A 12373-nucleotide genomic window follows, 5' to 3' on the forward strand; every position below is an offset into this window, starting at 1 on the left:
GCAACCGTCGATGAGGGCTGTGGAAGCCGAGCAGGAGGTACGTAAGCGTGGAAGACCTTGGTGAAATCGTTGCTGAATTCCTTCTGGAGAGCCACGAGAACCTGGACCAGATCGACCGCGACCTCGTCGCCCTCGAGCAAGAACCGGACTCTCGGGATCTGATTTCCCGGATCTTCCGGGCGATCCACACGATCAAGGGCACCAGTGGCTTCCTGGCCTTCAGCCGGCTTGAGAAGCTCGCCCACGGCGGTGAATCGCTGCTCTCCAAGCTGCGCGACGGCGTGCAGCCGGTCACCCCCGCGACGATCACCGTCCTGCTCGCGATGATTGACGGCGTGCGGTCGATCCTCTCCTCGATCGAGGAGAACGGCACCGAGAACGACGTCGACATCGACAGCATTCTCGCCCAGGTCCACGCCCAGATGAACGCCGGCGAAGCGGCCGCCGAAGCAGCCGCGCCGGCCGCCGCGGCACCCGCCGCCACAGTGCCGCCCGCCGAGGCATCGGCCGAGACGCCGGTGCCGCTGGACGAGGCGCCGGCCGCGGTCCGGCCCGAGCCCGAGCCGGTCGAGGAGCAGCGCAAGCCGATCGGCGAGCTGCTTGTCGAGTCGGGCGGCGCGCAGCCGCAGGACGTCGGTTCGGCGCTGGCCCAGCAGCTCGAGGGGGACGAGCGCAAGCTCGGCACGATCCTCCTCGAGGAGGGCAAGGCCAAGCCGGCCGCGGTCAACGAGGCGCTGCAGCAGCAGGCGCCCAAGCGCAGCATCGCGGACAGTGCGATCCGGGTCGACGTCGACCTGCTCGACACCCTGCTGAACATGGTCGGCGAGCTCGTCCTGGCCCGGAACCAACTGGTCCGCGGCGTGATGGAGATCGGCGACGCGACCCTGGTGCGCAGCGCGCAGCGGCTCGGCATGATCACGAGCGAGCTGCAAGAGGGCATCATGAAGACCCGGATGCAGCCCATCGAGCACATCTGGTCGAAGCTTCCCCGAGTTATCCGGGACCTGAGCAACTCGCTCGGCAAAAAGGTCGAGCTGGTCATGCAGGGCAAGGAGACCGAACTCGACCGGAGCCTGCTCGAGGCGGTCAAGGACCCGCTGACCCACCTCGTGCGCAACGCGGTCGACCACGGCATCGAGGAGCCGGAGCGGCGCCTGGCGGCCGGTAAGAGTGCCGAGGGCACGCTGACCCTGCGCGCCTACCACGAGGGTGGGCACGTCGCGGTCGAGGTCGCCGACGACGGCGCCGGCCTGGACGTGGATCGCATCGCCCAGAAGGCCGTGGAGAAGGGCCTGCTGCGCGCGGAACAGGTCCCCAACATGGACAAGCGCGACATCATGGCCATGGTCTTCCAGCCGGGCTTCTCCACCGCCGCCAAGGTCACCAACGTGTCCGGCCGCGGCGTGGGCATGGACGTCGTGAAGACCAACATCGAGAACATCGGCGGCGCGGTCAGCGTCGACTCGACGCCCGGCGAGGGCACGGTCTGGCGCCTCACCATCCCGTTGACGCTGGCCATCATCCAGGCACTCACGGTCGACTGCGGCGAGCAGCGTTACGTCGTACCCCAGGTTGCGGTCTTGGAATTGGTCTTCATCGACGGCAATTCCACAAAGATCGAATACGCCTCGGGCGCGCCCGTCTACCGCCTGCGCGGCAAGCTTCTCCCGCTGGTCCGGCTGGACCGGACGCTCGGCCTCGAGGTCGGCGGTGACCAGGGCGTCTACATCATGGTGCTGCAGGCCGACGGCCGCCGGTTCGGCCTGGTCGTGGACCGGGTGCTGAACACCGAAGAGGTCGTCGTCAAGGCCCTCAACAGCAGATTCAAAGACATTGGCCTGTACGCCGGGGCGACCATCCTGGGCGACGGCAAGGTCGGCCTGATCCTGGACGTGTCCTCGCTCGCCCGCCGTAGCCATCTGACCGCCGACGCCGATCGGAAGAGTCTCGAGGGCTCGTCGCGGGCGAACTCCGCCGCCGGCACCGGAGAACGGCTGCTGGTCACCGCGGTCGGTGAGCGGCGGGTCGCGATCCCGCTGGACACCGTCACCCGGCTCGAGGAGTTCCCGCGCGACCGGATCGAGCACGCCGGCTCCCGCGAGGTCGTGCAGTACCGCGGGCAGATCCTGCCGCTGGTGCGGTTGTCGCACCTGCTCGGCGCCTACGGCGAAGAGCCCGAGGGAGACACCGTGTCGGTGGTGGTCTACAGCGAGGGCGGCCGCAGCGTCGCGCTGGTGGTCGACCGGATCGTCGACATCGCCGAGAACTCCACCACGGCCCGCCGGGACGCGGAGGAGGACGGCCTGGTCGGCACGGCGGTCATCCAGCAGCGAGTGACCGAGCTGCTCGACGTCCGCCGCGCGATCCTCGCCGCCGACCCGAACTTCTACTCCGACCTGGAGAACGACGAGATGCTGGTGGAGGCCTGAGATGGCGAGCCGACAGTTCGCCACCTTCGAGGTGGCCGGTCAGCTTTTCGGCGTGGAGGTGGACACGGTGCAGGAGGTGCTCTCGTACAACGAGTACACCCCGGTGCCGCTCGCACCGCCGGCCGTGGGCGGGCTGTTCAACCTCCGCGGTCAGGTGATCGCGGCGGTGGACCTCCGAGTCCAGCTGGGCATGGCACGCAAGGCGTTGCAGGGTCCGGTGATGAACGTGATCCTGCGCGGCGACGGTGAGCCGGTCAGCCTCCTGGTCGACAAGATCGGCGAGGTGGTCGACCTGGACGACGAGCGGTTCGAGCCGCCGCCGGACACGCTCAGCGGACCGACCCGGGAGCTCGTGGTCGGCACGTTCAAGCTGGACGGACGGCTGATGTTGGCCCTCGACGTCAATCAGGCCGTCGACACGTACCGCGCCACCACCTGATGTACAGCCTGGTCAGCGCCCCGGTGCTCGGCTTCGACCTGACCCGCCTGGCCGGCGGGTCGGCGACGGCCGAGGTGGTGCTGCGTGGCCTGCGGTTGCAGAAGGACGATTTGCACGTCCTCGCCGACCGGTTACCGGACGAAGGGATCCGGGGTCCGTTGTGGGTCGAGGTGGAGAGCGCGGCTCGCCGGATGCCGTCGCTCAAGGGCATGTCGAAGGAAGACCCGGCCGGCAGTTTGGCGCTGGTCGAGCGGGCGCCGATCGGTTCGGTCGACGCACTCCTGACCTGCCTGCGCTACGACGTGATGGCCTGGACCTGGTCCGGGACGGGCCGGGAGGCGCAGCAGAGCGAGTTGGCCGCGTCGGCCACGGCGCTGCTGTGCGATGCCGCGGTGGCCAGTTACCTCCGTGAGGTGCTGGACACCGATTCGCGCCGGATGCTCGGCGCCGGCTGGGTGTCGGCGATGCGCAAGCTGCCGCCCGGCGCCCCGATCGACCTGGGCCCGCATCACTACGTGGTGTCGGCCCTGCTGGACCGCCTGCGTTCGCTGCGGTCCAAGGATGTGAACCGGCTCGCCTCCTCGGCGGAGGATGCGCGCCGTAACTCGGGTGGCTGGTCTCCGGCCGTCCATTCGGCCTCCTGGGCCGCGTATCTCTCGGATCGCGTCCGCACCGCCGCCGCGGCGCAGATGCTGTTGGTACAGGCCGTCGATACGGCCGACATCCCGTTGGCCGACCGGGCCGGCGGGGTCTGGAACATGCTGAGCGGTGCGGTGCAAGCGCTTGTGGTACGTGACCTTCTGGACACCGCCACCGCGCATCGGCTACTCGCACCAGTAGTCGCGGCATTGGGCCCGGCGTGGCTCGGGTGAAGGAGGTGGTCGGATGATTACGGTGCTGGTCGTCGACGACTCTGTCGTGGTTCGTCGGCTCATCGTCGACGCCCTGGGCGGCGCGGAGAACATTGAGGTCGTCGGTACGGCCTCCAACGGTCTGCTGGCCCAGGCGAAGATCGATCAGCTCAAGCCTGACGTGATCACGATGGACATCGAGATGCCCCAGATGGATGGCATCGAAGCGGTCCGGGAGCTGCGCAAGCGGCACAAACAGATCCCGGTGATCATGTTCAGCACGCTCTCCGCGGCGGGTGCCTCCGCCACACTGGAGGCGCTGGCGGCGGGCGCGACCGACTACGTCACCAAGCCGAGCAATGTCGGCTCGGTCAACGAGTCCATCGCGGCGGTCCGGACCCAACTGGTCCCGAAGATCCATGCGCTGGGCGGTAAGCGACGCGCGGCAGGTGCGCCGGCCGGTCCCCCCGGCCGTCCGGATGCCGCCGCACCGAGCCGGCCCCGTCCGGGTGCCGCGCCGCCGCGTGCGGGTCTTCCACCGGCCGGCCCGCCCGGCCGACCGGGTGCGGCGCCGGCCGGGCCACCTCCGCGCCCGGTCAAGCGGGGTACGCCGGGCGGGAAGATCGACATCCTGGCGATCGGCTCGTCCACCGGTGGGCCGGACGCGCTCACCAAGGTGCTCACCGGAATTCCGGCCGACATCCCGGTGCCGATCGTGATCACCCAACACATGCCACCCGTCTTCACCCGGATGTTCGCGGAGCGCCTGGACCGCAGCACACCGCTGCACGTGGTCGAGGCGACCGACGGGATGGAACTGCAACCCGGATGGGCGTACATCGCCCCCGGCGACTCGCACCTGGTGCTGCATCGCCGGGGAACGGCGACGCTGACGCAGCTCAGCAGCGCTCCGCCGGAGAACTCCTGCCGCCCGGCCGTGGACGTCATGTTCCGGTCCGTCGCGGCCCTTTACGGGGCATCCTGCTATGCCACCGTACTTACCGGAATGGGACATGACGGACGAGGTGGCGCGAAGGTGCTGAGAGACGCAGGAGCCGAGATTTTGGCCCAGGATGAGGCCACCTCGGTGGTGTGGGGAATGCCGGGTGCCGTGGTCGGCGCCGGCCTGGCGGACGAGATCCTGCCGCTGGACCGGATCGCCGCGCATCTGATCAGCCGGGTCAAGACCGGCCGCTCGGCGGCGGTGGCGCGATGACCCTCTCCCAGGCCGAATTCACCTACGTCTCGACGCTGGTCCGGAAGGAAGCCTCCATCGTCCTTGCCCCGGGCAAGGAATACCTGGTGGAGGCCCGGCTGATCCCGGTCGCCCGGGCGGTCGGGGCGGCCAACGTCAACGAGTTCCTCGCCGAGCTCCAGCGCCGGCCGAACCCGGCCAACCAGCGCCGGATCATCGATGCGCTGACCACCAATGAGACCTCGTGGTTCCGTGACCGGGAGCCGTTCCTGGCGCTCACCGACGTGGTGCTGCCCGAGCTGATCAAGTCGCGGGCCTCCACCCGCAAGATCCGGATCTGGTCGGCCGCCAGTTCGAGCGGTCAGGAGGCGTACAGCCTGGCCATCACGATGCAGGAGAACCTGCCGCCGGGCTGGTCGTACGAGATCATGGGAACCGACATCTCCACCGAGATGGTCAAGCGGGCCGAAGCGGCCGAGTACAGCCAGGTCGAGGTCAACCGGGGTCTGCCGGCCCAGCAGCTGGTGCAGTACTTCGAGCGGGCCGGTGCGCACTGGCGGATCACCGCGCCGCTGCGCAAGAACGTCTCGTTCCGGCTGATGAACCTGACCGCGCCGCTGCCGGCGATGCAGCCCTTCGACATCGTCTTCCTGCGCAACGTCCTGATCTATTTCGACGTCGCGACGAAGCGGACCGTGTTGCAGAACGCGGCCAAGCTTCTCCGCCCCGACGGATGGCTCTTCCTCGGCGCGGCCGAGACGACCATCGGGATCGACGACAACTACGAGCGGGTGGCCGCCGGCCGCACCTCTGCCTACCGAGTCCGTAATGGGGTGCCCGCGGGCGCTCCGAGAAGGGGATGACGCCGCGATGCGCGCCATGGTGATCGACGACTCCCGCGCGATGCGCATGATCCTCAAGCGCATTGTCACGAAGCTGAACTTCGATGCGGTGGAAGCAGGCGACGGCAAGGAAGCTCTCGACCTGCTCACCGAGATGCCCGAGGTGCCGGAACTGGCCCTCATCGACTGGAACATGCCCAACATGAACGGGCTCGAGTTCGTCATCCACGTCCGCGCCGATCCGCGTCTGCGGGAGATGACGCTGGTCATGGTCACCACCGAGAGCGAACAGAGCCAGATCGTGCGAGCGCTCGCCGCGGGCGCCCACGAGTACGTGATCAAGCCCTTCACCGAGGGCGCGATGATTGAAAAGCTGGCCCTGCTGGGCCTCGTCCCGACCGGAGCAAACTCATGAGTGTCGAAGTCGAGGTCAATGAGGATGACCTCGCCGAGATGGTAGGACAAGTCTGGGAGTCGTACCTGGATCCGGAGGGCATCAACCCGCTGATCCCGACGTACGACGAGAACCAGCCCTCCGAGGTGCATTCCTCGGTCTCCATCAGCGGTTCCTGGACCGGGCATCTGGTCTACGCATCCTCCATCTCGGCGGCCCGTCGAGCCGCCGCCGCCTTCCTGGCGATGGAACCGGAGGAGGTGAGCGAGGACGATATGTCCGATGTGTTGGGCGAGCTCGCCAACATCGTCGGCGGCAACGTCAAGGCCATGCTGCCGCCCGGCGCCTTCCTCTCCCTGCCCCAGGTAGTCCTGGCCCCCGAATCGTCGGCTCGGTACCCGAATACCGAGCGGATCGGGGGCGTCTACGGCCTCTGGGAAGACGAACCCGTGTCCATTTCCATGTGGCACAGCCGCGCGGAGAAGAGTGAGGAGGAGAGTGCATGAAGATTCTCATCGCCGACGACAGTCGGGTCATGCGGCAGATCGTGGTCCGCACGCTGCGGCAGGCCGGCTTCGGTGACCACGATCTGATCGAGGCCACGAATGGTCGGGAAGCCTTCGACATGACCAAGTCGGAGAACCCTGATCTGGTGCTGTCCGACTGGAATATGCCCGAAATGACAGGTATTGAGGTGCTTCGTCAGCTTCGGGCGGCGGGTAATGCCGTGAAGTTCGGTTTCGTGACGTCGGAGAGTACGCCTGAGATGAAGGATCAGGCGGACGCTGCCGGTGCACTCTTTTTCATCGTGAAGCCCTTCTCGGCTGAGCGATTCGACGAGGTATTCGCTCCGATTTTGGGATGATTAAGACATGTCCGACGTATCGGTTCTTCCTGGCACAGTGGCCGTTCGCAACCTCTTCGAGGACCTGCTCGGCCGAGAAGTGACCGTCAGCCCCGGCGATCCGATCTCCGCTGAGGAGATCGCTACGGCGACGGTCGCGATTTTCACCGACACCGCACAGAACATCTACGGCGTGATGGGGATGGACCTCGCCCTGTCGGCCAACGCGGGCGCCGCGCTCGGCCTGATGCCGGCCGGTGCCGCCGAGGACAGCATCGACGAGAAGAAGTTGTTCCCGAACCTCGCCGAGAACGTCTTCGAGCTCTGCAACGTGCTGACCAGCCTGCTCAACCGGGAGGGTGGCCCGCACATCAAGATGTACCAGGTGATCTACCCCGGTGACCCGCTGCCGGCGGACGCCCGAGCGCACCTGATGGCGCTCGGCCGCCGGGTCGACCTGCAGGTCGAGGTCAACCGGTACGGCAAGGGGAAGTTCAGCCTGTCCCTGGCGCCCTGACCGTTCCACCAACAGAATGCATCGCGGGCTCGCCTAACGGCGGGCCCGCGGTTTTTTGTGGCTAAGCAAAGACCGGGGGCGGTCGAAGCGTAGGTTATGACCTCGCCGACTTCTGGAATATCGGGCAATCCGGGTATTACCGGAGCAAATGCCCCAGCCTCCTCGAAGAGTATCGGGGACAAGGCCAAAGACCTCGGGGACAAGGACACCTTCCTCAAGCTGCTGGTGGCTCAGCTCAAGTATCAGGACCCCAGCAACCCGGCCGACTCGACCCAATTCCTCGCGCAGACCGCACAGTTCACCCAGGTCGAGAAGCTCGGTGACATCGCCGACATGCTCAAATCGCAGCGCATGATCGGCGTGAGCAGCCTGGTCGGGCACGAGGTCACCTACATGGACGAGAACGGCGGCCGGCAGACCGGCGTCGTCTCGGCCGCAAAGCTCAACGGAGACAGCGAACCGATGCTTCGGGTCGGGAACACGGATGTGCAGCTGTCCAAGGTCATGGAAGTCCAAGCACTGGGCCAGTCGACCGGTGGCACCGCCGCCGCCGCGGCGCCCGCCGCTGGTCTTTCCGCAGCTCTGGCCCAGGCTCAGGCCCAGGCCCAAGCAGCGGTCAAGCCGGCGGCCCAGCCGACGACCACCCCGCCGGCCGCCACCAAGGCCAACCCGGCGACCGGTCCCGCGACCGCCTGATCTCGCGTTCTCTCTCCGTAAAGGAATCGATTCATGCTGCGTTCTCTGTACTCCGGCATCAGCGGCCTGCACGCGCACCAGCAGATGATGGACGTCACCGGTAACAACATCGCCAACGTCAACACCGTCGGCTACAAGGCCAGCACCGTGCAGTTCCAGGACACGCTCAGCCAGATGCTGGGCGCGGCCGGTGCCCCGCAGAACGGCCAGGGCGGCACCAACCCGGCTCAGGTCGGCCTCGGTGTGCGCAACGCCGGCATCCTCTCCAACTGGGCCCAGGGCTCGCAGGAGACCACCGGCCGATCCGGCGACATGATGATTCAGGGTGACGGCTTCTTCATCACCCGCAGCGGCGGGGAAAACCTGTACACCCGGGCCGGTTCGTTCTCCTTCGACGGAAACGGCCTGCTGACCACCGCCACCGGCGAGCCGGTGCAGGGCTGGACCGCGGTGGACGGAGTGGTCAACGCGGCCGGCAAACCGGGTGACATCACGATGCCGCTGGGCAGCACGATCCCACCCAAGGCAACCTCGACGGTCACCCTCAAGGGCAACCTGAGCAGCGACGACATCCCGAACTCGACGGATCCCACGAACTCCGGCCTGAACTACGTCACGACGATCCCGGTCAAGGTCTATGACGCGCAGGGCGCGACACATACGGTCACTGCCAAATTCAGCCGTACGGCCAACGACAACGTCGCCGACACCTCAGCCTGGAAGGTGGAGCTCTTCAAGGAGGGCGTCGACACCACCACCGGCACCTCGTTCGCCGACACCACGATGAACTTCGAGGCGGGTAAGTCGACCGACGGGTCCGGCGCGGCGGTGACCACGCTCGCGCTCGGTACCGCCCCGGACGCGTACACCCTCGACGTCAAGGACATGACCTCGTTCTCCGGCCTTTCCGACGCCCGGGTCTTCGACACCGACGGCCAATCGGCCGGCGCGCTGACCTCGCTGTCGTACACGGTCTCCGACACCGGCCAGATCATCGGCGTCTACAGCAACGGTCTGAAGCAAGTTCTCGGGCAGATCGCCATGGCGACCTTCAAGAACGTCAACGGCCTGGAGAAGACCGGCGACTCCTCGTACCGCTCGACCGTCAACTCCGGTTACGCCCAAGTGGGCCTGCCGGCCAGTGCCGGCATGGGTCAGGTCATCAGCGGCGCGCTGGAGATGTCAAACGTCGACCTCGCGCAGGAGTTCACCAACCTGGTCATCGCCCAGCGTGGCTTCCAGGCGAACTCCCGGGTCATCACTACCTCAGACGAGCTCCTGCAGGAGCTCGTCAGCATGAAGCGCTAGTAGTAACAGTCGGCCGGCGGCCGGGATGGGCACTCGCGTGCCTGTCCCGGCCGTCCGTATATAGCCGAACGGCTGCACCCGTAGTGCGACCGGTTGGATCTCATCAGCAACCGTCAAGTCGCCGAAGTTACATATGAAAGCGGGCCACGGACGGCCAACCAGCCAGGACCCACACCACCAAGGATGGATGTAAGTGATCCTCGTAACTCGCCTAAACGGTGCCGTGTTCGCCCTGAATCCGGACCTGATCGAGCGTGTGGAATGCACGCCCGACACGGTCGTAACGCTGGTCGACGGTACCAAGTACATCGTCGCCGAGTCCGTGCCCGAGTTCATCGACTCGGTTCGCCACTACCGGGCCTCGCTTATCGCCCAAGCGAGTCGCCTGGAGGCAGAACCTGCGCCAGTTGCCATGTCGTCCGCGGACGACGAAGACCACGACGCCAAGGTGCTTCCGCTGCACCGGAAGGAACGCTGATGGACATCTCAACCATCGTCGGTGTAGTCGTATCCCTGGTGATCGTCTTCACCGTGCAGATCCTCGAGGGTGGTTCGCCTTCCTCGATCATCCTGATCCCCTCGATGCTGCTGGTGTTCGGCGGCGCGTTCATGGCCGGTATGGCCGGCGGTGTTCTGAAGGACGCGACCGGCGCCGGCAAGCAGCTGCAGAAGGCGTTCCTGGCCAAGGTCACGCCGCCGACGCAGCTGGTCGAGAACATCGTGAAGCTGGCCGAGCGGGCCCGCCGCGAGGGCCTGCTGGCCCTCGAGGACGCGGTCAAGACGGTTGAGCACCCCTTCCTGAAGCGCGGTCTGCAGCTGGCGATCGACGGCACCGACCCGGAGGAGCTGCACGACATCCTCCACGCCGAGATCGCGGCCAAGAAGAAGGCCGACAAGGCCAGCTCCAAGCTCTTCGAGAACATGGGCGGTTACGCCCCGACGATCGGCATCATCGGCACGGTCATGGGCCTCGTGCACGTGCTCGAGAACCTGAACAAGCCGGAGACGCTGGGTCACTCGATCTCCGCGGCGTTCGTCGCCACCCTCTGGGGTGTGCTCAGCGCCAACCTGATCTGGCTCCCGGTCGCCGCTCGTCTGACCCGCCTCAGCGCGGTCGAGGCGGAGGAGATGGAGCTGGTAGTTGACGGTGTCCTCGCCATCCAGGCCGGCTCTAACCCGCGTCTGGTCGCCCAGAAGCTCCGCAGCCTCCTCCCGCCGGACGAGGCCAAGAAGGCCGAGGCGGCCTCCACCAAGAAGGCGGCGTAACGCATGAGCTCAGGTGGTGGGGGTCGTCGTAAGAAGGCTCACGAGGAACACGAGGAGCACGTCAATCACGAGCGCTGGCTCGTTTCGTACGCCGACATGCTCACCCTGCTGTTCGTGCTCTTCGTGGTTCTCTACTCGATGTCCGACGTCAACATGAAGAAGTTCGCCCAGCTGGCCTCGGGTCTGTCGCAGGGCTTCGGTGCACAGAGCGCCGCGTTCTCCGGCTCGCAGTCAACGCTGGACGGCGCCGGCCAGAGCGCCGAGATCGTGCAGATCGACCCGGGTGCCAACCCGGGTGACGGCAAGACCGGCACGTCGAACATGACCGAGAAGGAGAAGGCGGCCGTCGAGGCAGCCGTCAAGGCCGAGGACCGGCTCAAGGCTTCGCAGAGCGCCCAGGCGGCCACCAAGGAAGCCCAGGACCTGAAGAACGTCGAGAACAAGTTGGCCGACGCGCTGACCAAGGCCGGCCAGCTCAACAACGTGAAGTTCACGATCGACAAGCGCGGCCTGGTGGTCACCATCGTCACCAACGAGGTGGTGTTCGCCGGTAACCGGGCCGACCTGAAGTCCGGGGGCAAGAAGATCCTTGACGCGCTGGCACCGACGCTGGCCAAGCTGAAGAACAACATCGAGGTCGACGGCAACACCAACCAGCTCAAAGCGGTCACCACGTACTACCCGAGCGGCTGGGAGCTCTCCGCGGCTCGCGCCTCGACCACGGTCCGGTACCTGTCCGGTCACGGGGTCGCCAAGAACCGGCTCAGTGCGGTCGGCTTCTCGGACACCAAGCCGCTGATCGACCCGAAGGACCCGCGCTCGATCACGATGAACCGCCGGGTGGACGTCGTTGTCCTCACCACCCTCCCGGCCGACCAGGCGGCGCTGCTGCCGGCCGCAGCCGGCTCGGACGCCAAGCTGCACACCGGTCAGACCACAGCCCAGGCCGCGGCCTTGGAGAAGGCAGTCGAGCAGGCGAACACCGCAGCAGAGACGTCCGGTTCCACCACCAATTCCACGACCACGCACGACTGACGGGGGGATTCCAATGGCTGACGAGAACAAGGAAAGCGCCGCTGAGGCGCCGAAGAAGTCCAAGAAGATGCTCATGATCATTGTGATCGCCGCAGTGGTGCTGATCGGTGGTGGGGCCGGCGCGTTCTTCATGCTGAAGGGCGGCTCGGCCGAGGCGAAGGCGCCGGAGAAGGGCTCGGTCACCGCGATCGACGACGCTCTGACCATCAACCTGGCCGACAGTCACTACCTCAAGCTCCAGTTCGCCCTGCAGCAGACCACCGACGCCGGCACCGAGGAGGTCGACACCAGCGAGGCGATCGAGCTGGCGATCGACGAGTACACCGGCAAGACCATCGCCGAGTTGGAGACCGAGAAGGGCCGCGAGGCGATCAAGGAAGACCTGCTCAAGAAGATCGTGAAGGCTTACACCGAGGACAAGAAGGAAATGGTCATGGGCATCTACTACACGGCCTTCGTGACCCAGTAATCCACTGAGGCGGACGGGCGGGATCACTCCGGTGATCCCGCCCATTCGTCGATTTACGGCTAAATACGGCCCTCACGCTCAGCGGTTC

The 12373-nt window shown here is 66.5% G+C and carries 15 protein-coding genes; all 15 read left to right on the plus strand.

The window, feature by feature from the left end; genetic code table 11:
* Positions 1-47: 47 nt before the first annotated feature.
* The 15 genes from Ate02nite_RS34505 to Ate02nite_RS34575 all read left to right on the plus strand — a co-directional run bounded on the left by Ate02nite_RS34505 (position 48) and on the right by Ate02nite_RS34575 (position 12285).
* On the plus strand, positions 48-2429 hold the full coding sequence (locus Ate02nite_RS34505; protein WP_203812088.1) for a chemotaxis protein CheW: 2382 nt from the start codon (positions 48-50) through the stop codon (positions 2427-2429).
* Position 2430: 1 nt separating this feature from the next.
* Entirely contained in the window at positions 2431-2868 is a 438-nt protein-coding gene (locus Ate02nite_RS34510; protein WP_203812089.1) for a chemotaxis protein CheW, read from the plus strand.
* The gene (locus Ate02nite_RS34515) at positions 2868-3740 is read left to right on the plus strand and encodes a hypothetical protein (RefSeq protein ID WP_203812090.1); all 873 of its coding nucleotides are present in this window, start codon (positions 2868-2870) and stop codon (positions 3738-3740) included. Before Ate02nite_RS34510 ends, Ate02nite_RS34515 begins: the two co-directional genes overlap by 1 nt.
* A 13-nt stretch (positions 3741-3753) precedes the next feature.
* On the plus strand, positions 3754-4935 hold the full coding sequence (locus Ate02nite_RS34520) for a protein-glutamate methylesterase/protein-glutamine glutaminase (RefSeq protein ID WP_203812091.1): 1182 nt from the start codon (positions 3754-3756) through the stop codon (positions 4933-4935).
* Positions 4932-5777, plus strand: coding sequence for a CheR family methyltransferase (locus tag Ate02nite_RS34525; protein ID WP_203812092.1), 846 nt, complete (start codon positions 4932-4934; stop codon positions 5775-5777). The genes Ate02nite_RS34520 and Ate02nite_RS34525 overlap by 4 nt, the downstream gene beginning before the upstream one ends.
* 16 nt (positions 5778-5793) lie before the next feature.
* Complete coding sequence (locus Ate02nite_RS34530; RefSeq protein WP_239147930.1) at positions 5794-6171, plus strand: response regulator; 378 nt, start codon at positions 5794-5796, stop codon at positions 6169-6171.
* Entirely contained in the window at positions 6168-6656 is a 489-nt protein-coding gene (locus tag Ate02nite_RS34535) for a chemotaxis protein CheX (protein WP_203812094.1), read from the plus strand. Before Ate02nite_RS34530 ends, Ate02nite_RS34535 begins: the two co-directional genes overlap by 4 nt.
* Positions 6653-7015, plus strand: a complete 363-nt coding sequence (locus Ate02nite_RS34540) for a response regulator (protein WP_203812095.1) — start codon at positions 6653-6655, stop codon at positions 7013-7015. Before Ate02nite_RS34535 ends, Ate02nite_RS34540 begins: the two co-directional genes overlap by 4 nt.
* A gap of 7 nt (positions 7016-7022) precedes the next feature.
* The gene (locus Ate02nite_RS34545; RefSeq protein ID WP_203812096.1) at positions 7023-7511 is read left to right on the plus strand and encodes a hypothetical protein; all 489 of its coding nucleotides are present in this window, start codon (positions 7023-7025) and stop codon (positions 7509-7511) included.
* A 96-nt stretch (positions 7512-7607) separates the two neighbouring features.
* A complete protein-coding gene (locus tag Ate02nite_RS34550; protein ID WP_203812097.1) occupies positions 7608-8207 on the plus strand; it encodes a flagellar hook assembly protein FlgD in 600 nt (199 codons plus the stop codon).
* 33 nt (positions 8208-8240) lie between these two features.
* The gene (locus Ate02nite_RS34555; RefSeq protein ID WP_203812098.1) at positions 8241-9515 is read left to right on the plus strand and encodes a flagellar hook protein FlgE; all 1275 of its coding nucleotides are present in this window, start codon (positions 8241-8243) and stop codon (positions 9513-9515) included.
* A gap of 193 nt (positions 9516-9708) precedes the next feature.
* The gene (locus tag Ate02nite_RS34560) at positions 9709-9993 is read left to right on the plus strand and encodes a flagellar FlbD family protein (RefSeq protein WP_203812099.1); all 285 of its coding nucleotides are present in this window, start codon (positions 9709-9711) and stop codon (positions 9991-9993) included.
* The gene (locus Ate02nite_RS34565; RefSeq protein WP_203812100.1) at positions 9993-10781 is read left to right on the plus strand and encodes a flagellar motor protein; all 789 of its coding nucleotides are present in this window, start codon (positions 9993-9995) and stop codon (positions 10779-10781) included. The genes Ate02nite_RS34560 and Ate02nite_RS34565 overlap by 1 nt, the downstream gene beginning before the upstream one ends.
* A 3-nt stretch (positions 10782-10784) precedes the next feature.
* Entirely contained in the window at positions 10785-11816 is a 1032-nt protein-coding gene (locus Ate02nite_RS34570; protein ID WP_203812101.1) for a flagellar motor protein MotB, read from the plus strand.
* A 13-nt stretch (positions 11817-11829) separates the two neighbouring features.
* The gene (locus Ate02nite_RS34575) at positions 11830-12285 is read left to right on the plus strand and encodes a flagellar basal body-associated FliL family protein (protein ID WP_203812102.1); all 456 of its coding nucleotides are present in this window, start codon (positions 11830-11832) and stop codon (positions 12283-12285) included.
* Positions 12286-12373: the final 88 nt, after the last annotated feature.

Origin of the sequence: Paractinoplanes tereljensis, assembly GCF_016862435.1 — a bacterium.
In the GTDB taxonomy this organism is placed as follows: domain Bacteria; phylum Actinomycetota; class Actinomycetes; order Mycobacteriales; family Micromonosporaceae; genus Actinoplanes; species Actinoplanes tereljensis.

Excerpts from the sequence above, each read along its gene's own strand:
- Ate02nite_RS34510 (WP_203812089.1), top strand. The coding sequence starts at position 2,431 with ATGGCGAGCCGACAGTTCGCCACCTTCGAGGTGGCCGGTCAGCTTTTC.
- Ate02nite_RS34515 (WP_203812090.1), top strand. The coding sequence starts at position 2,868 with ATGTACAGCCTGGTCAGCGCCCCGGTGCTCGGCTTCGACCTGACCCGC.
- Ate02nite_RS34520 (WP_203812091.1), top strand. The coding sequence starts at position 3,754 with ATGATTACGGTGCTGGTCGTCGACGACTCTGTCGTGGTTCGTCGGCTC.
- Ate02nite_RS34525 (WP_203812092.1), top strand. The coding sequence starts at position 4,932 with ATGACCCTCTCCCAGGCCGAATTCACCTACGTCTCGACGCTGGTCCGG.
- Ate02nite_RS34530 (WP_239147930.1), top strand. The coding sequence starts at position 5,794 with ATGGTGATCGACGACTCCCGCGCGATGCGCATGATCCTCAAGCGCATT.
- Ate02nite_RS34535 (WP_203812094.1), top strand. The coding sequence starts at position 6,168 with ATGAGTGTCGAAGTCGAGGTCAATGAGGATGACCTCGCCGAGATGGTA.
- Ate02nite_RS34540 (WP_203812095.1), top strand. The coding sequence starts at position 6,653 with ATGAAGATTCTCATCGCCGACGACAGTCGGGTCATGCGGCAGATCGTG.
- Ate02nite_RS34545 (WP_203812096.1), top strand. The coding sequence starts at position 7,023 with ATGTCCGACGTATCGGTTCTTCCTGGCACAGTGGCCGTTCGCAACCTC.
- Ate02nite_RS34550 (WP_203812097.1), top strand. The coding sequence starts at position 7,608 with ATGACCTCGCCGACTTCTGGAATATCGGGCAATCCGGGTATTACCGGA.
- Ate02nite_RS34555 (WP_203812098.1), top strand. The coding sequence starts at position 8,241 with ATGCTGCGTTCTCTGTACTCCGGCATCAGCGGCCTGCACGCGCACCAG.
- Ate02nite_RS34565 (WP_203812100.1), top strand. The coding sequence starts at position 9,993 with ATGGACATCTCAACCATCGTCGGTGTAGTCGTATCCCTGGTGATCGTC.
- Ate02nite_RS34570 (WP_203812101.1), top strand. The coding sequence starts at position 10,785 with ATGAGCTCAGGTGGTGGGGGTCGTCGTAAGAAGGCTCACGAGGAACAC.
- Ate02nite_RS34575 (WP_203812102.1), top strand. The coding sequence starts at position 11,830 with ATGGCTGACGAGAACAAGGAAAGCGCCGCTGAGGCGCCGAAGAAGTCC.